Genomic DNA, 21348 nt, shown 5'->3' with positions numbered 1-21348 from the left:
CAGGCCCTCCGCGCGGGTGACACCACTGCGTAGGGTGCGGGGAAACCGCACAAGGACGGTTGCGGGGAATGCGGAGAGGGGACAGCGCGTGACGGTCAACATGACCAAGGGTCAGGCCATCAGCCTGCAGAAGAGCGACGGGGGGACCCTGACCGCGGTACGGATGGGGCTCGGCTGGCAGGCGGCACCGCGCCGCGGTCTGTTCGGCTCGCGCACCCGGGAGATCGACCTGGACGCGTCGGCCGTCCTGTTCGCCGACAAGCAGCCGGTCGACGTCGTGTTCTTCCGGCACCTCACCAGCGACGACGGCTCGGTCCGGCACACCGGGGACAACCTCGTGGGCGGCGCCGGTTCCGGCGGCGACGACGAGGCGATCCTCGTGGACCTCCAGCGGGTGCCGGTCCACATCGACCAGATCGTCTTCACGGTGAACTCCTTCACCGGCCAGACGTTCCAGGAGGTGCAGAACGCCTTCTGCCGCATCGTGGACGAGACCAACGGCCAGGAGCTCGCCCGCTACACGCTGGACGGCGGCGGGCAGTACACCGCGCAGATCATGGCGAAGGTGCACCGCGCGGGCAACGCCTGGAAGATGACCGCCATCGGCACCCCGGCCAACGGCCGCACCTTCCAGGACCTCATGCCGGCGATCCTGCCGCACCTGTAGGACGGCACACCGGACCGAGAGGTCCGCATCGCGGTACGCGCAGCTCCCGGCGGCATCGGCCACCGGGAGCTGCCCGCATACTTCACCAACACCAGCGGTAATACGTCGAGGGGACAGGGCAATGACGGCCGAGCTGGTCCGGGGGCAGAACCACACCTTGCCCCAGACCCGTCTGGAGATCCGGATATCGGCCGGGGCGCCCGTCGTGGCCGGTGCCACGCTCGGTGACGAGAACGGCAGGGTGGCCGGCGTCGAGTGGATCGCCCACCCCGGATCGCCGCAGCTGCACGGCCTGGAAGTCTCCCGGCAGGCCGCCGCCGACCACCGCCTCGCCGTCGACCTCGACGCCCTGCCCGACGGGGTCCACCGGGTCACGGTGCTGCTGGCCCTCCCGCTCGACGCCGGCGGCCCGACCCGCTTCGGCGCCGTCGCCTCGCCGTTCGTCGCGGTCACCGCCCTCGACGGCACCGAGATCGCCACCTTCACGCTGACCGGCCTGGACAGCGAGTCCGCGGTCGCCGCCCTGGAGCTGTACCGCCGCCAGGGCGCCTGGAAGGTCCGCGCGGTCGGCCAGGGATACGCGGGCGGCCTCGCCGCCATGCTCGCCGACCAGGGCGTGGACCGGGCCGCCGAGCTGGCCGGGACCATCCAGGAGGCCGTCGCCCGGGGCCTCGCCCGCTCGGTGGCCCCGCCGCCGCCCCGCACCCCGGAGGGCGACCGGGTCAGGCATGCGCCCACCCCGGCCCCCGCCCCGGGCCACGGACAGCCGCCCGTCCCGCCGCCCCCGCCCGCCACGCCTCAGCCCGCCACACCCCCGCAGCCCGAGCCCCTGGCGGAGCCGGCCGCCCCGGGCGGCCCGATCAACTACGCGCACCCGCGCCGCCAGTCCACCGCGCCCCCGCCGCCGCCCCCGGCCGCGCCGCCCGCCCAGCCGGGGCAGCCCGCGCAGCCCGTCGCCGGGGACGCCACCGGCTGGTCCATGGACGAGCGCCTGTACAACCAGGTGTGGGGCATGTTCGAGGACCTGGCCCGCGCCGTCGCCGCCTACCGCAGCGCCGTCGACTTCGCCGAGTCCCGGATGGACCAGGAGCTGGAGCGCACCCTGTCCGACCCGCGCAGCCGGATCGGGGGCGCCGGCGACCGGGCCCGCGAGGAGGCCCGCGCCAAGCGCGACGAGCTGACCGCCCGCGCCCGCGAGGCCCTGGACCGCGACCTCGCCCAGCTCGACGCCGAGTCCGCCGTCGTGGAGCCCGCGCTCCCCGCCCCGTACGCGGGCTGGGACAACCCCGTCTGGCACGGCTACCGGGTGCCTATGGAGATCCCCATGGCGCTGCGCATCGGCGACCTCCACCTTCCGGAGCGCGCCGACCTGCGCATCCCGCTCCTCGTCCGGCTGCCGATGGAGCGCGGCATGTGGATCGACAGCGGGCGCACCGCCTCCGAGGCCGCAGCGCTGACCGGCCCGGACCAGCTGCGCAGGCTCGCGATGGAGACCGCCGTGCTGCACGCGGCCCGGCTGCTCGCGGTCTACCCGCCGAACGAGTTCACGGTCCACGTCATCGACCCGGCCGGATCGGCCGCGGGCGCGCTCGCCCCGCTGGTCCGCTCCGGGGTGCTGCCCTCGCCGCCCGCCGCCGGGGCGCAGGGCGTCTCCTCGGTCCTCGCCCACCTCACCCGCCGGGTCGACCTGGTGCAGATGGCGATCCGGGCCGGTGCCGCCGACTCGCTGCCGCCGGACCTGGACCCGGCCGAGCAGCTGCTGATCGTCAACGACTTCCCGCACGGCTTCGACGACCGGGCGGTGACCCAGCTGCGCTACCTCGCCGACGAGGGGCCCTCGGTGGGCGTCCACCTGATGATGGTCGCGGACCGCGAGGAGGCGTCCGAGTACGGCCCGATCCTGGACCCGCTGTGGCGCTCGCTGCTGCGGGTCACCCCGGTCGCCGACGACCATCTGGCCGACCCCTGGGTCGGTCATGCGTGGACGTACGAGCCGCCCAGGACGCCGCCGGGGAGCGCGGTCCTGGACCAGGTGCTGGAGCGGGTGGCCCAGGCCCGCCGCACCGGGTCCCGCTGAGCCGCCGCCCGCCCCCGTACGGCCGGAGCAGCCCCCGTAAAGCTCCCGGTAAAAGTCCCTGACCTGGCATTTTGGAGATCCTTTAGGCTTCTCTTTACCTTTCCTTGGTATTTCCTGTACCGTTCATGGAGCGGAGGGGAGTACTCCCATACGCGGCGTTCCCGTCAGTACGGACTGTGACCGGTCCCGGGGCGCCGGCCCCGGTGCGCAGCCCGCGCGCCCGGGTGGAAGAGACCTCCGGCAGCGACGACGCTGATCAGTAGCCCGTAGCGAACTGCCGGAGGCGCAGTGGACGTTTCATGGACCCTCTGGGCGCTGACCATCTTTGGTCTGTGCGCCCTCATCGCCGTCGACTTCTTCATCGGGCGCAAGCCCCATGACGTGTCGACCAAGGAAGCCGGGATCTGGACGATCGTCTGGATCGTGCTGGCCGCCCTCTTCGGCCTCGGGCTGCTCGTCTTCGGCGAGACCCAGGCATCGGGCGAGTTCTTCGCCGGCTACATCACCGAGAAGTCGCTCAGCGTCGACAACCTCTTCGTCTTCGTGCTGATCATGGCGAAGTTCTCGGTGCCCTCCCACCTCCAGCAGCGGGTGCTGCTGATCGGTGTGCTGATCGCGCTGGTGCTGCGGGCGGTCTTCATCGCCGCGGGCGCCGCCGTCATCGCCAACTTCTCGTGGATCTTCTACATCTTCGGCGCGTTCCTGATCTACACCGCCTGGAAGCTCATCCAGGAGGCGCGGGCGGACGACGAGGACGAGGAGTTCGAGGAGAATCGCCTCCTCAAGAGCATCGAGCACCGCTTCGGCGTCGCCGACCGGTACCACGGCACGAAGCTCTTCATCCGCAACAACGGCAAGCGCGTCCTGACCCCGCTGATGGTCGTCATGCTCGCCATCGGCACCACGGACGTGCTGTTCGCGCTGGACTCCATCCCCGCGATCTTCGGCCTCACCCAGGACCCGTACATCGTCTTCACCGCCAACGCGTTCGCTCTGATGGGCCTGCGCCAGCTGTACTTCCTGATCGGCGGTCTGCTGGAGAAGCTGGTCCACCTCAGCTACGGGCTGTCGGTGATCCTCGGGTTCATCGGGATCAAGCTGGTGCTGCACGCGCTGCACGAGTCCGGGGTGCACGTCCCCGAGATCTCCATCCCGGTCTCGCTCGGCGTCATCTGCGGTGTGCTGATCATCACCACGATCACCAGCCTCATGGCCAACAAGAAGAAGGCCGAGGCCGAGGCCCGCGAGGCGAAGACCGGCGACCGCGTCTAGGGCCTCTACGAGGACGGACGGCCCCGCCTCACCAGCCCCGGGCGCGCCACTCGGGCAGGTGGGGCCGTTCGTCGCCCAGCGTGGTGTCGCGCCCGTGGCCCGGGTAGACCCAGGTCTCGTCCGGCAGCGGCGCGAAGAGCTTGGTCTCCACGTCGTGCAGCAGCCTCGCGAACGCCTCGGGGTCCTTGTGCGTGTTGCCGACGCCGCCGGGGAAGAGGCAGTCCCCGGTGAACAGGTGCGGCGCCCCGTGCGGGTCGTCGTACAGGAGCGAGATCGACCCCGGGGTGTGCCCGGTCAGATGGCGGGCGGTGAGCGCCACCTCGCCCACCCGGATCGTGTCGCCGTCCTCGACCAGGACCTCCGTCGGCACCTCGATGCCCTCGGCGTCGAACCGGCCCGCGAAGGTGCGCGCCCCGGTCGCGGCGACGACCTCGGCCAGGGCCCGCCAGTGGTCGCGGTGCCGGTGGGTGGTGACGACGGAGAGGATCGAGTCGTCACCGATCAACCGCAGCAGCGTCCCGGCCTCGTCGGCCGCGTCGATCAGCAGCTGCTCGCCGGTGGCCCGGCAGCGCAGCAGATAGGCGTTGTTGTCCATCGGGCCGACGGCGACCTTCGAGATCATCAGATCCGTCAGTTCGTGCACATCGGCGGGCCCGCCGACCCTGACCGCTCCGCTGTACGTCATGTTCCTCAGCCTATAGCGGGGGCGGCGAGCCTATAGCGGGGGCAGCGCCGGAAGCGTTCCGCCGTCGACCGTCAGCGCCGAGCCGTCGCGCCGCCCGCTGAGCCAGCCGAGCAGCTCGGGCGCCGTGCCCCGAACCGCGACCGGCCCGCCCTCCGCGCCGCCGCCCGTCGTCCACACCCGCCCGGTGTCGTCGACGATCGCCGTCGACACGACCTCCGGATGCCTGCCGAACCGCTCGGCCAGGAAGTCGATCTCCCGCGCGGTGAACTCCTCCGGCAGGTCCTCCAGCTCGTAGCCGACGCCCAGGTCGACGTGGTGCAGCTCCACCTCGCCGCGGCGCCGAAAGGGCACGCGCGCGGCCGAGTCCGTCACACCGTTGCGCAGGGTCACCGTGCGCGACCAGTCCGCGGGCTCGGCCGCCGCCTCCACGAAACGGGCCGCGCTCGCCGTCAGGTCGGCCAGCTGCTGCTCCTGGGACCGGGCGGCGTCCCGCTCGATGTCGCGGTCTCGGGTTTCGCTGTCTGCGTACATCGGCAGCCCACGGAGAACATTTGCGAGCCCGTCGGCGTTACGGGAGAGGTGCGCGATGACATGACCGCGGCTCCAGCCCGGCAGCCGTGACGGCTCGGACAGTGCCGCGTCGTCCAGTTTTCCGGTGGCTCCGAGCAGCCGATCCGTCGCTTCCCGGAGTGCTGCCAGGTCGTGCGCATGATCAGTCATGGGGCCGAGCCTAGCCTCGGCCACTCGTTCGGGTGAAGGAGTTCTCAGCCGTCCGCAATTCGAATGTGCGTGCTATACGCTCGAAGTCGAAAGCTTCGTACACCGCTGTGGCGCCACCCATAACCTGGGCCAGGGGCTCAGTTCCCCCGCTTCTCTCCAGAAAGGTGCGGACCGGCGTGGCCGACCGTCTCATCGTTCGTGGCGCTCGCGAGCACAACCTCAAGAACGTCTCGCTCGACCTCCCCCGCGACTCCCTCATCGTCTTCACCGGGCTCTCCGGGTCGGGCAAGTCGTCGCTCGCCTTCGACACGATCTTCGCCGAGGGCCAGCGGCGCTACGTGGAGTCGCTCTCCTCGTACGCCCGGCAGTTCCTCGGCCAGATGGACAAGCCGGACGTCGACTTCATCGAGGGTCTGTCGCCCGCCGTCTCCATCGACCAGAAGTCGACCTCGCGCAACCCGCGCTCGACGGTCGGCACCATCACGGAGGTCTACGACTACCTCCGGCTGCTCTTCGCCAGGATCGGCAAGCCGCACTGCCCCGAGTGCCACCGCCCGATCTCGCGCCAGTCGCCGCAGGCCATCGTGGACAAGGTCCTCGGCCTGCCCGAGGGCAGCCGCTTCCAGGTGCTCTCGCCGCTGGTGCGCGAGCGCAAGGGCGAGTTCGTCGACCTGTTCTCCGACCTCCAGACCAAGGGCTACAGCCGCGCCCGGGTGGACGGCGCGACCGTCCAGCTCTCCGAGCCGCCCACGCTCAAGAAGCAGGAGAAGCACACCATCGAGGTGGTCATCGACCGCCTCACCGTGAAGGACAGCGCCAAGCGCCGGCTGACGGACTCCGTCGAGACCGCGCTCGGCCTCTCCGGCGGCATGGTCGTGCTCGACTTCGTGGACCTCCCCGAGGACGACCCCGAGCGCGAGCGGATGTACTCGGAGCACCTCTACTGCCCGTACGACGACCTCTCCTTCGAGGAGCTGGAGCCGCGCTCCTTCTCCTTCAACTCCCCGTTCGGCGCCTGCCCCGACTGCACCGGCATCGGTACGCGCATGGAGGTCGACCCGGAGCTGATCGTCCCGGACGAGGAGAAGTCCCTGGACGAGGGCGCCATCCACCCCTGGTCCCACGGCCACACCAAGGAGTACTTCGGCCGCCAGATCAATGCCCTGGCCGAAGCCCTCGGCTTCCGTACGGACATCCCCTGGGCCGGGCTGCCGCAGCGCGCCAAGAAGGCCCTGCTGCACGGCCACAAGATCCAGACCGAGGTCCGCTACCGCAACCGGTACGGGCGCGAGCGCGCCTACACCACCCCCTCCTTCGAGGGCGCCGTCCAGTTCGTCAAGCGGCGGCACTCCGAGGCCGAGAGCGACTCCAGCCGGGAGCGCTTCGAGGGGTACATGCGCGAGGTCCCCTGCCCGACCTGTGAGGGCACCCGGCTCAAGCCGATCGTCCTCGCGGTCACGGTGATGGAGAAGTCCATCGCCGAGGTCTCCGCGATGTCCATCAGCGAGTGCGCCGAATTCCTCGGCCGCCTCAAGCTGAACGCCCGCGACAAGAAGATCGCCGAGCGCGTCCTCAAGGAGGTCAACGAGCGGCTGAAGTTCCTGGTCGACGTCGGCCTGGACTACCTCTCGCTGAACCGCGCGGCCGGCACCCTGTCCGGCGGCGAGGCCCAGCGCATCCGGCTCGCCACGCAGATCGGCTCCGGCCTCGTCGGCGTGCTCTACGTGCTGGACGAGCCCTCCATCGGACTGCACCAGCGCGACAACCACCGGCTGATCGAGACCCTGGTCCGCCTCCGCGACATGGGCAACACGCTCATCGTCGTGGAGCACGACGAGGACACCATCAAGGTCGCCGACTGGGTCGTGGACATCGGCCCCGGCGCCGGAGAGCACGGCGGCAAGGTCGTCCACTCCGGCTCGCTCAAGGAGCTGCTGGCCAACGACAAGTCCGTCACCGGTCAGTACCTCACGGGCAAGCGGTCCATCCCCGTGCCCGACGTGCGGCGGCCCGTGGACCCCTCGCGGCTGCTCACGGTGCACGGCGCCCGGGAGAACAACCTCCGGGACATCGACGTCTCCTTCCCGCTCGGCGTGCTGACCGCCGTCACCGGCGTCTCGGGCTCCGGCAAGTCGACGCTGGTCAACGACATCCTCTACACCCACCTGGCCCGCGAGCTGAACGGCGCCAAGTCGGTGCCCGGCCGGCACACCCGGGTCGACGGCGACGACCTGGTCGACAAGGTGGTCCACGTCGACCAGTCGCCCATCGGCCGTACGCCCCGGTCCAACCCGGCCACGTACACCGGCGTCTTCGACCACGTCCGCAAGCTGTTCGCGGAGACGATGGAGGCCAAGGTCCGCGGCTATCTGCCGGGCCGGTTCTCCTTCAACGTCAAGGGCGGCCGCTGCGAGAACTGCTCCGGCGACGGCACGATCAAGATCGAGATGAACTTCCTGCCCGATGTGTACGTCCCGTGCGAGGTCTGCCACGGTGCGCGATACAACCGGGAGACGCTGGAGGTCCACTACAAGGGCAAGTCCATCGCCGAGGTGCTGGACATGCCGATCGAGGAGGGCCTGGAGTTCTTCGAGGCCGTCCCCACGATCGCCCGCCACCTGCGCACGCTCAACGAGGTCGGCCTCGGATACGTACGGCTCGGCCAGTCCGCGCCGACGCTCTCCGGCGGTGAGGCCCAGCGGGTCAAGCTCGCCAGCGAGCTCCAGAAGCGCTCCACCGGCCGCACGGTCTACGTCCTGGACGAGCCGACCACCGGTCTGCACTTCGAGGACATCTCCAAGCTGATCAAGGTGCTCTCCGGCCTGGTCGACAAGGGGAACTCGGTGATCGTCATCGAGCACAACCTCGACGTCATCAAGACCGCCGACTGGGTCGTGGACATGGGCCCCGAGGGCGGCAGCGGCGGCGGCTTGGTCATCGCCGAGGGCACCCCGGAGTACGTGGCGGGCGCCCCGGCCAGCCACACCGGGAAGTTCCTCCAGGACATCCTGGACGCCGACCGGGTCAGCGAGGCGGCCGTGCCGGCCGCGCGCAAGCCGGCGGGCAGGAAGGCCGTGAAGAAGACGGCCGCCGCGAAGTCGGCCTCGGCCACCAAGACGGCCACGGCCAAGACGGCGACGGCGAAGAAGACGGCCGCCAAGAAGACGGCCCGGGCCCGCAAGGCCTGACGCCGGCGGCACACCGTACGAGGCGGCGGCCCCCACCCGTGGGGGCCGCCGCCTCGCCGCGTTCCCGGCCGCCCCGCCGGCCGGCCGGCCGGCCACGATCGCCACGACCGGCCCCCGCGCGGAGGCGCCCGTCTCCGCCGGTATCGTCGGTTACGTCACCGATGCCGCGGCCGCCCCTGGCAGCTCCGGCACGGTTTCCCGATCTGACCGCCCCGACCCGTGGAGACCGCATGTCCGGCCAGCCCGCCGCCCGCCGCACCGTGCTGAAGGGCGCCGCTCTCGCGGGCGTCGCCGGGCTGGGAGCCGCCGCCTGCTCGACCGACTCGAAGCTCGGCCACGCCCAGACGCCGACCCCCACCGCCCCCGTCGAGCTCGGCGCGCCCGACGAGATCCCTGTCGGCGAGTCCAAGCTCTACCGCGAGCAGCGCGTCATCGTGACCTGCCCGGCCAAGGGGGAGTTCAAGGGCTTCAGCGCCCAGTGCACCCACGCCGGCTGCCTGCTGGACAAGGTCGAGAAGAACGAGGGCCACTGCCCCTGCCACGGCAGCCGCTTCGACACGACGACCGGCAAGGCCGTGCACGGCCCGGCGACCGTGCCGCTGCCCGCCGTCCCGGTCCGCGTCGAGGGCGGAAAGCTGATCGCGGGCCCCGACGCCTGACCCGGGCGGCACTCCCCGCCTACTCCCAGTCCCAGTCGATCCCGACCAGCCCCGGCCGCACCCCCTGCTCCACCAGATGCACGGTCCGGTGCCGGCCGGTCAGCGTGAGCTCCGCCCGCGCTCCGCGGGGCGCGCTCGCCGACGCCTGGGCGAAGCTCCGGCACCGTACCGGCAGCGCCTCCTCGGCGAAGCCGACCTGGAGCACGTACTGCCCGCCGCCGAAGGTGAAGCCGCGCATGTACTCGCCGCAGGGCCCGCCCGTGCCGTCCTCGAAGCCGTAGCCGAAGAGGTACGTGTCGCCCGCCCGCAGCCGGGTGTCGAACAGCAGCTCGGCGATCAGCACCCCCGTCTCCCGGTCCCAGCGGACCCGGCCCGTCCGGCAGTTCTCCCGGGCACCCACCTCGACCCGCGCCGGATCGCAGCCCGGATCGCCCACGTACACCGCGAGATAGCGGTCGATGCCGTCCCGGTGGGCGCGCACCACATGCTGGGAGGTCCGCTGCTGCATCCGGCGCCCCGGCCCGATCCGTACCCGCTCCTGATGGCCCACCGTGTGCAGCCCGCCGTCCGCGGGTGACTCCAGGTCCGCGAGCAGCCGCTCCACGGCCCCGGACGTCTCCACCAGCGAGCGGTACGTGCGCGCGGGCGGGCGCTCGGTGTCCGGGCGGGGCTCCTCGGCGTCCAGGAGACCGAGCAGCGAGTGCGCCGGCAGGGCGAGGACCTCCTCCAGGGCCCGCACGGCGCGCAGCGACTCCGGGCGCTGCGGGCGGCGGGCGCCCTGCTGCCAGTAACTCAGGCTGGTCACGCCGAGCTTGATCCCCCGGTGCGCCAGATGGTGCCGGACCCGCTGGAGCGGCAGCCCGCGCACCGACAGCGCGGTGCGCAGGGCCAGGTGGAACGGTCCGGTGTGCAGCACCTGCGCCAGTTCGGCCTCGGTGTGCCGCATGGGTCCTCCAGGTGAACGTTCACGCCGGCCGGGCCCGGGGCCGCGCCGGCGGGTGCCGGTCCGCAGGTGGCCGGGGCGTGCGTTCACACCTCGGCCCCGGGCGTTCACACCGCGGTGTTCACCCGCATTCAAGCGTGTTGACCCGTCCCCGACAACGGTTGATGCTCCTCCACAGCGTCCGGACGCGCTCCTCACAACCCCCACCCCCCGCCCCGGGAGGAACGCCATGCGCAACCCAGCAACCAGGCCGGCCCGGCTGTCGGTGACAGCCGTACTGGCCGCCCTGCTGCTCGCCGTCCCCACGGCGACCGCCACCGCCGCCGACCACCCCCGCATCGCCGGCGCCACCGCCACCGCCCAGGTTCGGACCGCGTCCGCCCCGACGGCCGCCCTCGCCGCCACCAAGCGGCTGAACATCACGATGCAGGCCCAGCAGAAGACCAACTGGTGCTGGGCCGCGTCCGGCAACACCATCGCCACCTGGTACGGCCGCGACTACAGCCAGAACCAGTTCTGCAACGCCGCCTTCAACCGCGCCCAGGGCTACGAGTGCCCCAACTCGCAGGCCGCCCTCGACAACGTGCAGAACGCCCTGTACTGGGCGGGCATCAGCCCCGGCTCGTACGTCAGCGGCTGGCTGCGCTACTCCACCGTGCAGAGTGAGATAGCCGCCGGACGCCCGGTCGAGACCCGCATCCAGTGGTCGTCGGGCGGTGGCCACATGCACGTCCTGTACGGCTACGACGACGCCAACAGCCTCGTCTACTGGGGCGACCCCTGGCCCTCCAGCAACCGGTACAACTGGGCCTCGCACTCCTGGTACGTGAACAACAGCGAGTTCTCCTGGACCCACTCGCTCTACCGGATCGGGGCGTGACGCCATGACCACCATCGGTTCCCGCCGCCCCCTCGCCGCCGCCCTGGCCGCCGCCGGTGTCCTCGCCGGCGCCGCCCTCCTCACCGCCGCCCCGCAGGCGGCCGCCGCCGACGGCCCCCAGGCCGGTCCCGCCGCCCTGGCCGCGGCCCACGAGGCGGCCACCGACGCCACCACCCTGAACACCCTGTCCCGGTTCTTCGCCCGCGAGGGCGCCGTCACCGAGAAGGCCGCGGCACCCCGCATCCAGGGCGAGGCCGTGCCGGTGCGCACCCTGTCCGCCGGGTTCGTCGCGGGCGAGCCGGGCGCCCCCGTCGCCTCCCTCGACTACCTGGCCAGCACCGCCGTCTCCTCGGACGGGCAGAAGGCGTCGCTCTGGACGCTGCCGGAACCCGGCAAGGACGGCGCGATGCGGGTGGTGAACATCGCCACCGGCGACGACGAGGCGCGCTACAGCGAGGCGGGCGCCCGCAAGCTGCCCGGCGGCATCGTCTTCCACGAGCCCCAGATCGACGCCTGGTACGTGCAGAAGGGCGACCGGGTCGTCCCGCTCGACCAGGACGCCGTCCGGGCGGTCGGCAAGCAGGGGACGACGCTCTCCGCCTACCGCACCCGGGTCCACGCCGCCTACGCGGACAAGCTCCCCGGCTCCGCGTACGCCCGCAAGGGCGAGGCCGGCGGTTACGGGCCGGGGGCGAAGAGCGGAGGCACGCAGGACTCCGGCGAGAAGGGCGCCGGCCCCGCCATCGCCGCCGCCGCCTCCACCACCGGGACCGCCCTGACCGCGGGCTCCATGGCGGCCGCCGGAGGCGCCGTCGCCGTGCTCGCCCTGTGCGGCGTGACGGCCCTGCGCCTCAGGAACCGCCGCCGGACCGGGTGACCCGCCCGGCCCCACGACCCCGCGCTCCGGGGCAGGTGCTCCCCACCCCTGCCCCGGAGCGCGGCGCCATCCGCGCACCCCGCGCTGTCACTGGCCGCAAGTAGGGTGGGGAGCATGGCAGACCCCTCCAGCTACCGCCCCAAGCCGGGACAGATCCCCGACTCCCCGGGGGTCTACAAATTCCGCGACGAGCACCGCCGGGTGATCTACGTCGGGAAGGCCAAGAGCCTGCGCCAGCGCCTGGCCAACTACTTCCAGGACCTCTCCGGCCTCCACCCGCGTACGCGCACGATGGTCACCACGGCCGCCTCCGTGGAGTGGACGGTCGTCGCCACCGAGGTCGAGGCGCTCCAGCTGGAGTACTCCTGGATCAAGGAGTTCGACCCCCGGTTCAACGTCAAGTACCGCGACGACAAGAGCTATCCCTACCTGGCGGTCACGCTCAACGAGGAGTTCCCCCGCGTCCAGGTGATGCGCGGCGCCAAGAAGAAGGGCGTGCGCTACTTCGGTCCGTACGGGCACGCCTGGGCGATCCGCGAGACGGTCGACCTGATGCTCCGCGTCTTCCCCGTCCGCACCTGCTCCGCCGGGGTCTTCAAGAACGCCGCGCGCACCGGACGCCCCTGTCTCCTCGGGTACATCGGCAAGTGCTCGGCCCCCTGCGTCGGCCGCGTCACCCCCGAGGAGCACCGCGAACTGGCGGACGACTTCTGCGACTTCATGGCCGGCCGCACCGGCACGTACATCCGCCGCCTGGAGAAGGACATGATGGCGGCCGCCGAGGAGATGGAGTACGAGCGGGCCGCGCGGCTGCGCGACGACGTCGAGGCGCTGAAGCGCGCGATGGAGAAGAGCGCCGTCGTCCTCGCCGACGCCACCGACGCCGACCTCATCGCGGTCGCCGAGGACGAGCTGGAGGCCGCCCTCCAGATCTTCCACGTCCGGGGCGGCCGGGTCCGCGGCCAGCGCGGCTGGGTCACCGACAAAGTGGAGAACGTCGACACCTCCGGCCTCGTGGAGCACGCCCTCCAGCAGCTGTACGGGGAGGAGAGCGGCGACGCCGTCCCCAAGGAGGTCCTGGTCCCGGCCCTGCCCGAGGACCCGGCGGCGGTCTCCCAGTGGCTCGCGGACCGGCGCGGCTCCCAGGTCAGCCTGCGCATCCCGCAGCGCGGCGACAAGAAGGACCTGATGGTCACCGTCCAGCGCAACGCACAGCAGGCGCTCGGACTCCACAAGACCAAGCGGGCCTCCGACCTCACCACCCGCTCCCGGGCCCTGGAGGAGATCGCCGAGGCCCTCGGCCTGGACACCGCACCGCTGCGCATCGAGTGCTTCGACATCTCCCACCTCCAGGGCGACGACGTCGTCGCGTCCATGGTGGTCTTCGAGGACGGTCTCGCCCGCAAGGGGGAGTACCGCCGCTTCCAGATCAAGGGCTTCGAGGGCCAGGACGACGTCCGCTCGATGCACGAGGTGATCAGCCGCCGCTTCCGCCGCTACCTCCAGGAGAAGGAGCGCACGGGGGAGTGGGAGGAGACCCCGGCACCCACCGGCCCCGTCCCGGCGGTCCCGGGCGACGGCGACCGGGACGCCCCGGCCGCCGAGGAGTCCCGCGAGGACGACGGCCGCCCCAAGCGGTTCGCGTACCCGCCCCAGCTCCTCGTCGTGGACGGCGGGCAGCCGCAGGTCGCCGCCGCCAAGCGGGCCCTGGACGAGCTGGGCATCGACGACATCGCGGTCTGTGGCCTCGCCAAGCGTCTCGAAGAGGTCTGGCTGCCCGATGACGACGACCCGGTGGTCCTGCCCCGCTCCAGCGAGGGCCTGTATCTCCTCCAGCGCGTCCGCGACGAGGCGCACCGCTTCGCCATCACCTACCAGCGCGCCAAGCGGGCCAAGCGCATCCGCTCCAGCCCGCTGGACGCCGTCCCCGGCCTCGGGGACACCCGGAAACAGGCCCTGATCAAGCATTTCGGCTCCGTCAAGAAGCTGCGGCAGGCGACAATCGAAGAGATCTGCGAGGTTCCCGGGATAGGCCGCAGGACAGCGGAGTCCGTGGCCGTCGCCCTCGCGGCGGCCGCCCCGGCCGCACCCGCCGTGAACACGGCCACAGGAGAGATCATGGAAGAGGACGACGGGGGCAGCACGACATGACCGAGCACGAACATGAACACGGGCACGACCGCACGGACCGAGCAGACGGAGCAGCACACGTGAGTACGGGCACCCCGACCGAGACGGGCGACGCCGCCGCGGCCATCCCGGAGCTGGTGATCATCTCCGGCATGTCCGGCGCCGGACGCAGCACCGCGGCCAAGTGTCTGGAGGACCTCGGCTGGTTCGTCGTGGACAACCTGCCGCCCGCGCTGATCCCCACCATGGTGGAGCTCGGCGCCCGCTCCCAGGGCAATGTGGCCCGGATCGCCGTCGTGGTCGACGTGCGGGGCCGCCGCTTCTTCGACAACCTGCGCGAATCCCTCGCCGACCTGGACGCCAAGGGCGTCACCCGCCGGGTGGTCTTCCTGGAGTCCTCCGACGACGCGCTGGTCCGCCGCTTCGAGTCGGTCCGCCGCCCCCACCCTCTCCAGGGCGACGGCCGCATCGTGGACGGCATCGCCGCCGAGCGCGACCTGCTGCGCGAGCTGCGCGGCGACGCCGACCTGGTGATCGACACCTCCAGCCTCAACGTCCACGAGCTGCGCGCCAAGATGGACGCCCAGTTCGCCGGCGACGAGGAGCCGGAGCTGCGCGCCACGGTGATGTCCTTCGGCTTTAAGTACGGCCTGCCGGTCGACGCCGACCTGGTGGTCGACTGCCGCTTCCTTCCCAACCCGCACTGGGTCCCGGAGCTGCGCCCCTTCACCGGGCTCAACGAGGAGGTGTCGGCGTACGTCTTCGACCAGCCCGGCGCCAAGGAGTTCCTCAACCAGTACACCGAACTGCTCCAGCTCGTCGCCGCGGGGTACCGCCGCGAGGGCAAGCGCTATGTGACCATCGCGGTGGGCTGCACGGGCGGCAAGCACCGCTCGGTGGCGATGTCCGAGAAGCTGGCGGCCCGGCTCGCCACGGAGGGGATCGAGACCGTGCTCGTACACAGGGACATGGGGCGCGAGTGACCAGTCGCAATCTGCGCCTGCGCCGGCTGCGGGGAGCGGCGCCCACGCTCTCCGTGCGCAAGCGCGGCGCCCAGCCCAAGGTCGTCGCCCTCGGCGGCGGCATGGGCCTGTCCGCCTCCCTCACCGCGCTGCGCCGGATCACCGGCGATCTGACCGCCGTGGTCACCGTCGCCGACGACGGGGGCTCCAGCGGGCGGCTGCGCGAGGAGCTGGGCGTCCTGCCCCCCGGCGACCTGCGCAAGGCGCTGGCCGCCCTGTGCGGCGACGACGAGTGGGGCCAGACCTGGGCCCAGGTCATCCAGCACCGCTTCCAGTCCAAGGGCGACTTGCACGAGCACGCGGTCGGCAATCTGCTGATCGTCGCCCTCTGGGAGCAGCTGGGCGACCACGTCCAGGCCCTGGACCTGGTCGGCAAGCTGCTCGGCGCGCACGGCCGGGTGCTGCCCATGTCCGCCGTGCCGCTGGAGCTCCAGGCCCTCGTCAAGGGCCACGACCCGGACCGCCCCGAGGACGTGGACACCGTGCGCGGCCAGGCCACCGTGGCCCTCACCCCGGGCGAGGTGCAGTCCGTGCACCTGGTCCCGGCCGACCCGCCGGCCGTCCCCGAGGCGGTCGCCGCCGTCCGGGACGCGGACTGGGTGGTCCTGGGCCCGGGCTCCTGGTTCTCCTCGGTCATCCCGCACCTGCTGGTCCCCGAACTGCTGGACGCATTGATCGAGACGAAGGCCCGCAAGGTGCTTTCGTTGAACCTCGCACCGCAGCCCGGTGAAACAGAAGGCTTCTCACCGCAGCGTCATTTGGAGGTTTTGGGACGACACGCCCCTAAACTCGCCCTGGACGTGGTGCTGGCCGACGAGGCCGCCGTGCCCGACCGCGATTCCCTCGCCGACGCAGCCAAACGGCTCGGTGCCGCGGTCGAGCTGGCGCCCGTGGCCTCACCCGACGGCGTTCCGATCCATGATCCGGAGCTGTTGGCCGCCGCGTACGACCGTATTTTTCGGATGCATGGAAGGATCGGCCCATGGCGATGACGCCGGCGGTGAAGGACGAAGTCTCCCGGCTTCCCGTGACCCGGACCTGCTGCAGGAAGGCAGAGGTCTCGGCGATTCTCCGGTTCGCGGGCGGCCTCCACCTGGTGAGCGGCCGGATCGTGATCGAGGCGGAGCTGGACACCGCGATGGCGGCGCGCCGGCTCAAGCGGGACATCCTGGAGATCTTCGGGCACAGCTCGGAGCTCATCGTGATGGCCCCCGGCGGGCTGCGGCGCGGCTCGCGCTACGTCGTACGGGTGGTGGCCGGCGGCGACCAGCTGGCGCGCCAGACCGGGCTCGTCGACGGCCGGGGCCGCCCCATCCGCGGCCTGCCCCCGCAGGTGGTCTCGGGGGCCACCTGCGACGCCGAGGCCGCCTGGCGCGGGGCGTTCCTGGCGCACGGCTCGCTCACCGAGCCGGGCCGCTCCTCCTCGCTGGAGGTGACCTGCCCCGGCCCGGAGGCCGCGCTCGCCCTGGTCGGCGCCGCCCGCCGGCTCTCCATCGCGGCCAAGGCCCGCGAGGTGCGCGGCGTGGACCGGGTCGTCGTCCGCGACGGCGACGCGATCGGCGCCCTGCTCACCCGGCTCGGCGCCCATGAATCGGTGCTGGCCTGGGAGGAGCGCCGGATGCGCCGCGAGGTCCGGGCCACCGCCAACCGCCTCGCCAACTTCGACGACGCCAACCTGCGCCGCTCCGCCCGGGCCGCGGTCGCCGCAGGTGCCCGGGTCGGCCGCGCCCTGGAGATCCTGGGCGAGGAGGTCCCGGAGCACCTGGCGGCCGCCGGGCGGCTGCGCATGGAGCACAAGCAGGCGTCGCTGGAGGAGCTGGGCGCCCTCGCCGACCCGCCGCTGACCAAGGACGCGGTCGCGGGCCGCATCCGCCGGCTCCTCGCGATGGCCGACAAGCGCGCCCAGGACCTGGGCATCCCCGGCACGGAATCCACTCTCAGCGAAGAGCTGGCGGACGGCCTGGTCGGCTGAGCCGTACCGGCCGTACGCGCCCCGCGCGGGGAACGGCCCGCAGGAACGCGGCCGTTGACGCTGCGTAATCGTCGCGCGGAACGCCGGACAGCACGCGGAAGCCCGTATTCCTACTGGGGAGTACGGGCTTACCGCGTTCTTACGGCCCCGCTCGATGTCACCCCGGCGGCTCCGGAGAGGTAGGGTCGTAGGCGGTCGGGGACATCCCAATACAACTCGCCGGCGTCGAAAACCGGCGTACCTAACGAGGAGATCGGTTCGTGACGATCCGCGTAGGCATCAACGGCTTTGGCCGCATCGGTCGTAACTACTTCCGCGCGCTGCTGGAGCAGGGTGCGGACATCGAGATCGTGGCTGTCAACGACCTGGGTGACACTGCGACCACGGCTCACCTGCTGAAGTACGACACCATTCTGGGTCGTCTGAAGGCCGAGGTCAGCCACACCGCCGACACCATCACCGTCGACGGCCACACCATCAAGGTGCTCTCCGAGCGCAACCCGGCCGACATCCCCTGGGGTGAGCTGGGCGTCGACATCGTCATCGAGTCGACCGGCATCTTCACCAAGAAGGCCGACGCCGCGAAGCACATCGCCGGTGGCGCGAAGAAGGTCCTCATCTCGGCTCCGGCCAAGGACGAGGACATCACCATCGTGATGGGCGTCAACCAGGACAAGTACGACGCGGCCAACCACCACGTCATCTCCAACGCGTCCTGCACGACCAACTGTGTCGCCCCGATGGCCAAGGTTCTGGACGAGAACTTCGGCATCGTCAAGGGCCTCATGACGACGGTCCACGCGTACACCAACGACCAGCGCATCCTGGACTTCCCGCACTCGGACCTGCGCCGCGCCCGCGCCGCCGCCGAGAACATCATCCCGACCACGACCGGTGCCGCCAAGGCGACCGCTCTGGTCCTGCCGCAGCTCAAGGGCAAGCTCGACGGCATCGCGATGCGCGTCCCGGTCCCGACCGGCTCGGCCACCGACCTGGTCGTGACCCTCCAGCGCGAGGTCACCAAGGACGAGGTCAACGCCGCGTTCAAGAAGGCCGCTGACGACGGCGACCTCAAGGGCATCCTGTACTACACCGAGGACCCGATCGTGTCCTCGGACATCGTCAGCGACCCGGCGTCCTGCACCTTCGACTCCTCCCTGACGATGGTCCAGGAGGGCAACACGGTGAAGATCCTCGGCTGGTACGACAACGAGTGGGGCTACTCGAACCGTCTCGTGGACCTCACCGTCTTCGTCGGCGGCCAGCTCTGAGCACCGCCGTACCGGCAGGCATCTCGATGTGAGCACGGGGCTCGAACAGCGCGACGCTGCGCTGTTCGAGCCCCCTCGCATGCTCACTCGTCCTCCAAGGAGTCCAGACAGATGAAGACGATCGACGCACTTCTCGCCGAAGGGGTCGCCGGTAAGCGGGTATTCGTCCGCGCCGACCTCAACGTGCCGCTGAGCGGCACCACCATCACCGACGACGGCCGCATCCGCGCCGTCACCCCGACCGTCCGCAAGCTGGCCGAGGCCGGCGCCCGGGTCGTCGTCGCCTCGCACCTCGGCCGCCCCAAGGGCGCCCCGGACCCGGCGTTCTCGCTGGCCCCCGCCGCCACCCGGCTCGGCGAACTGCTCGGCGCCGACGTGGCGTTCGCGACCGACACGGTCGGCGAGTCCGCCCGCGCCACCGTCGCCGCGCTCACCGACGGCCAGGTCGCGGTCATCGAGAACCTCCGCTTCAACCCCGGCGAGACCTCCAAGGACGACGCCGAGCGCGGTGCCTTCGCGGACCAGCTCGCCGAGCTGGCCGACCTGTACGTGGGCGACGGCTTCGGCGCCGTCCACCGCAAGCACGCCTCGGTCTTCGACCTCCCGGCCCGCCTCCCGCACGCGGCCGGCGACCTCATCGCCACCGAGGTCGGCGTCCTGAAGAAGCTCACCGACGACGTCCAGCGCCCCTACGCGGTGGTCCTCGGCGGCGCCAAGGTCTCCGACAAGCTCGGCGTCATCGACCACCTCCTGGAGCGGGCCGACCGCATCCTCATCGGCGGCGGCATGGCGTACACCTTCCTCAAGGCCCAGGGCCACGAGGTCGGCAGCTCGCTGCTCCAGGAGGACCAGATCCCGGCGGTCCAGGAGTACCTGCGGCGCGCCGAGGACAAGGGCGTGGAGTTCGTGCTCCCCGTCGACGTCGTCGTCGCCCCCTCCTTCCCGGACCTGAAGACCAAGGCCCCGGCCCACCCGGAGACCGTCGCCGCCGACGCCATGCCGGCCGGGCAGATGGGCCTGGACAACGGTCCGGAGACCAACAAGCTCTACGCATCGAAGCTCGCCGACGCGGCCACCGTCTTCTGGAACGGCCCGATGGGCGTCTTCGAGCACCCCGACTTCGCCGAGGGCACCCGGGCCGTCGCCCAGGCCCTCGTCGACTCCTCGGGCTTCAGCGTGGTCGGCGGTGGCGACTCCGCCGCCGCGGTCCGCATCCTGGGCTTCGACGAGAACGCGTTCGGACACATCTCGACCGGTGGCGGCGCCAGCCTCGAATACCTCGAGGGCAAGACGCTTCCCGGCCTCGCCGCTCTGGAGGACTGACCTTTCATGACCACTCGCACCCCGCTGATGGCGGGCAACTGGAAGATGAACCTCAACCACCTTGAGGCCATCGCCCACGTCCAGAAGCTCGCCTTCGCCCTGGCCGACAAGGACTACGACGCCGTCGAGGTCGCCGTCCTGCCGCCCTTCACCGACCTGCGCTCCGTGCAGACGCTGGTCGACGGCGACAAGCTGAAGATCAAGTACGGCGCCCAGGACATCTCGGCGCAGGACTCCGGCGCGTACACCGGTGAGATCTCCGGCCCCATGCTCGCCAAGCTGAAGTGCACCTTCGTCGCCGTCGGCCACAGCGAGCGCCGCCAGTACCACGCGGAGACCGACGAGGTCTGCAACGCCAAGGTGAAGGCCGCGTACAAGCACGGGCTGACCCCGATCCTCTGCGTCGGCGAGGGCCTGGACATCCGCAAGGCCGGCGACCAGGTCGCGTACACCCTCGCGCAGCTCGACGGCGCCCTGAAGGACATCCCGGCCGAGCAGGCCGAGTCCATCGTGATCGCCTACGAGCCGGTCTGGGCCATCGGCACCGGCGAGGTCGCCACCCCGGAGGACGCCCAGGAGGTCTGCGGTGCGATCCGCGTCCGCCTGGCCGAGCTGTACTCGCAGGAGCTGGCCGACGCGGTCCGCATCCAGTACGGCGGCTCGGTGAAGTCCGGCAACGTGGCCGCGATCATGGCCCAGCCCGACGTCGACGGCGCCCTGATCGGCGGCGCGGCGCTCGACGCGGACGAGTTCGTCAAGATCGTCCGCTTCCGCGACCAGTGAGTATGCGGTAGCGCGGATCCGTCGTACCCTTGCGGGGGCCGGGGAGGGCAGCCTCCCGGCCCCCGTTGTTCGCACAAGCAGTCGGTATTTCCGGAAAGTAGGGACCAGCCGTGATTCTGGGGTTCGAGATCGCCCTGATCGTCTTCAGCCTGCTGCTGATGCTGCTGGTGCTGATGCACAAGGGCAAGGGCGGCGGTCTCTCCGACATGTTCGGTGGCGGCATGCAGTCCTCCGTCGGCGGCTCCTCGGTCGCCGAGCGCAACCTCGACCGCATCACCGTGGTGGTCGGTCTGGGCTGGTTCGCGTGCATCGTGGTGCTTGGTCTGCTCATCAAGCTGGACAACTGACCCGTCGTACGCGATTCCCGGTGACCGTGTAACTCCTTTCACTGGACGCGCGTTGGGCCTTACGTAGACTGGGGCATCTTCGAGCACCATCACGCAGGGAGTTACGACCGTGGCAAGTGGCAACGCGATCCGAGGAAGCCGGGTCGGGGCGGGGCCGATGGGGGAGGCCGAGCGCGGCGAGTCCGCGCCACGGCTCCGCATCTCCTTCTGGTGCTCGAACGGGCACGAGACGCAGCCCAGCTTCGCCCATGACGCGCAGGTACCGGACACCTGGGACTGCCCGCGCTGCGGTTTCCCGGCCGGCCAGGACCCGGAGAGCCCGCCCGACCCGCCGCGCACCGAGCCGTACAAGACGCACCTCGCGTACGTACGCGAGCGCCGCAGCGACGCCGACGGCGAGGCCATCCTCGCCGAGGCCCTGGCGAAACTGCGCGGCGAGATCTAGAGACGTTCACCGGCCGGCCCCCCTCGGGGTCCGGCCGGAGTGCTTCCGCCGTGCCGCAGCCCGCCGCTGCCGCGTCCGGCCGCCTGA

At 71.4% G+C, this 21348-nt stretch carries 19 protein-coding genes; 16 read left to right on the top strand and 3 right to left on the bottom strand.

Going from position 1 to position 21348, the window contains the following annotated elements:
* Positions 1-88 precede the first annotated feature (88 nt).
* The 3 genes from ACIQZN_RS16445 to ACIQZN_RS16435 all read left to right on the top strand — a co-directional run bounded on the left by ACIQZN_RS16445 (position 89) and on the right by ACIQZN_RS16435 (position 4016).
* Positions 89-667 carry a TerD family protein gene (locus ACIQZN_RS16445; protein WP_026171720.1) on the top strand — a complete coding sequence of 193 codons (579 nt, stop codon included), beginning with the start codon at positions 89-91 and terminating at the stop codon, positions 665-667.
* 121 nt (positions 668-788) lie between these two features.
* Positions 789-2744: a TerD family protein gene (locus ACIQZN_RS16440; protein ID WP_403993451.1), complete on the top strand. Its 1956-nt coding sequence runs from the start codon at positions 789-791 to the stop codon at positions 2742-2744.
* A gap of 288 nt (positions 2745-3032) precedes the next feature.
* Complete coding sequence (locus ACIQZN_RS16435; RefSeq protein ID WP_403993448.1) at positions 3033-4016, top strand: TerC family protein; 984 nt, start codon at positions 3033-3035, stop codon at positions 4014-4016.
* Positions 4017-4044: 28 nt separating this feature from the next.
* Here ACIQZN_RS16435 and ACIQZN_RS16430 read toward each other — a convergent pair whose 3' ends face one another.
* Together ACIQZN_RS16430 and ACIQZN_RS16425 are read right to left on the bottom strand one after the other, a co-directional pair.
* A complete protein-coding gene (locus ACIQZN_RS16430) occupies positions 4045-4701 on the bottom strand; it encodes an MBL fold metallo-hydrolase (RefSeq protein WP_403993445.1) in 657 nt (218 codons plus the stop codon).
* 30 nt (positions 4702-4731) lie between these two features.
* A complete protein-coding gene (locus ACIQZN_RS16425; protein ID WP_403993442.1) occupies positions 4732-5421 on the bottom strand; it encodes a maleylpyruvate isomerase family mycothiol-dependent enzyme in 690 nt (229 codons plus the stop codon).
* Positions 5422-5597: 176 nt separating this feature from the next.
* Between ACIQZN_RS16425 and uvrA the strand changes: the two genes are divergently transcribed.
* Together uvrA and ACIQZN_RS16415 are read left to right on the top strand one after the other, a co-directional pair.
* A complete protein-coding gene (gene uvrA, locus ACIQZN_RS16420; protein ID WP_403993439.1) occupies positions 5598-8609 on the top strand; it encodes an excinuclease ABC subunit UvrA in 3012 nt (1003 codons plus the stop codon).
* Between the two features lie 230 nt (positions 8610-8839).
* Positions 8840-9268: a Rieske (2Fe-2S) protein gene (locus tag ACIQZN_RS16415; RefSeq protein ID WP_403993436.1), complete on the top strand. Its 429-nt coding sequence runs from the start codon at positions 8840-8842 to the stop codon at positions 9266-9268.
* Between the two features lie 19 nt (positions 9269-9287).
* On the opposite strand, the gene ACIQZN_RS16410 is transcribed toward ACIQZN_RS16415, so the two are convergent.
* Positions 9288-10214, bottom strand: a complete 927-nt coding sequence (locus ACIQZN_RS16410; protein ID WP_403993433.1) for a hypothetical protein — start codon at positions 10212-10214, stop codon at positions 9288-9290.
* A 226-nt stretch (positions 10215-10440) separates the two neighbouring features.
* Between ACIQZN_RS16410 and ACIQZN_RS16405 the strand changes: the two genes are divergently transcribed.
* From ACIQZN_RS16405 to ACIQZN_RS16355, 11 genes are all read left to right on the top strand, one after another.
* Positions 10441-11091 (top strand): papain-like cysteine protease family protein, encoded by a 651-nt coding sequence (locus ACIQZN_RS16405; RefSeq protein WP_403993430.1) that lies wholly within the window; start codon positions 10441-10443, stop codon positions 11089-11091.
* Between the two features lie 4 nt (positions 11092-11095).
* Positions 11096-11968: a hypothetical protein gene (locus ACIQZN_RS16400; RefSeq protein ID WP_403993427.1), complete on the top strand. Its 873-nt coding sequence runs from the start codon at positions 11096-11098 to the stop codon at positions 11966-11968.
* A gap of 114 nt (positions 11969-12082) precedes the next feature.
* The gene (gene uvrC / locus ACIQZN_RS16395; protein WP_403993424.1) at positions 12083-14119 is read left to right on the top strand and encodes an excinuclease ABC subunit UvrC; all 2037 of its coding nucleotides are present in this window, start codon (positions 12083-12085) and stop codon (positions 14117-14119) included.
* Positions 14116-15081: an RNase adapter RapZ gene (rapZ, locus tag ACIQZN_RS16390; RefSeq protein ID WP_403993421.1), complete on the top strand. Its 966-nt coding sequence runs from the start codon at positions 14116-14118 to the stop codon at positions 15079-15081. The genes uvrC and rapZ overlap by 4 nt, the downstream gene beginning before the upstream one ends.
* A complete protein-coding gene (gene yvcK / locus ACIQZN_RS16385) occupies positions 15078-16112 on the top strand; it encodes a uridine diphosphate-N-acetylglucosamine-binding protein YvcK (RefSeq protein ID WP_403993418.1) in 1035 nt (344 codons plus the stop codon). Before rapZ ends, yvcK begins: the two co-directional genes overlap by 4 nt.
* Positions 16103-17092, top strand: a complete 990-nt coding sequence (gene whiA, locus ACIQZN_RS16380; RefSeq protein WP_018104603.1) for a DNA-binding protein WhiA — start codon at positions 16103-16105, stop codon at positions 17090-17092. The genes yvcK and whiA overlap by 10 nt, the downstream gene beginning before the upstream one ends.
* A 260-nt stretch (positions 17093-17352) precedes the next feature.
* The gene (gap, locus tag ACIQZN_RS16375) at positions 17353-18363 is read left to right on the top strand and encodes a type I glyceraldehyde-3-phosphate dehydrogenase (RefSeq protein ID WP_018104604.1); all 1011 of its coding nucleotides are present in this window, start codon (positions 17353-17355) and stop codon (positions 18361-18363) included.
* Between the two features lie 111 nt (positions 18364-18474).
* Positions 18475-19686, top strand: a complete 1212-nt coding sequence (locus ACIQZN_RS16370) for a phosphoglycerate kinase (RefSeq protein ID WP_403993414.1) — start codon at positions 18475-18477, stop codon at positions 19684-19686.
* Between the two features lie 6 nt (positions 19687-19692).
* Positions 19693-20469, top strand: a complete 777-nt coding sequence (gene tpiA / locus ACIQZN_RS16365) for a triose-phosphate isomerase (RefSeq protein ID WP_403993411.1) — start codon at positions 19693-19695, stop codon at positions 20467-20469.
* A 110-nt stretch (positions 20470-20579) separates the two neighbouring features.
* A complete protein-coding gene (gene secG, locus ACIQZN_RS16360; protein ID WP_018104607.1) occupies positions 20580-20816 on the top strand; it encodes a preprotein translocase subunit SecG in 237 nt (78 codons plus the stop codon).
* A gap of 109 nt (positions 20817-20925) precedes the next feature.
* A complete protein-coding gene (locus tag ACIQZN_RS16355; RefSeq protein WP_073864697.1) occupies positions 20926-21261 on the top strand; it encodes an RNA polymerase-binding protein RbpA in 336 nt (111 codons plus the stop codon).
* The last annotated feature ends 87 nt before the right edge of the window (positions 21262-21348 follow it).

Origin of the sequence: Streptomyces sp. NPDC097595 (assembly GCF_044761525.1) — a bacterium.
GTDB classification, from domain to species: domain Bacteria; phylum Actinomycetota; class Actinomycetes; order Streptomycetales; family Streptomycetaceae; genus Streptomyces; species Streptomyces drozdowiczii_A.
The sequence above is the reverse complement of the archived record's forward strand: the minus strand, read 5'-3'. Positions and strand labels throughout refer to the sequence as shown.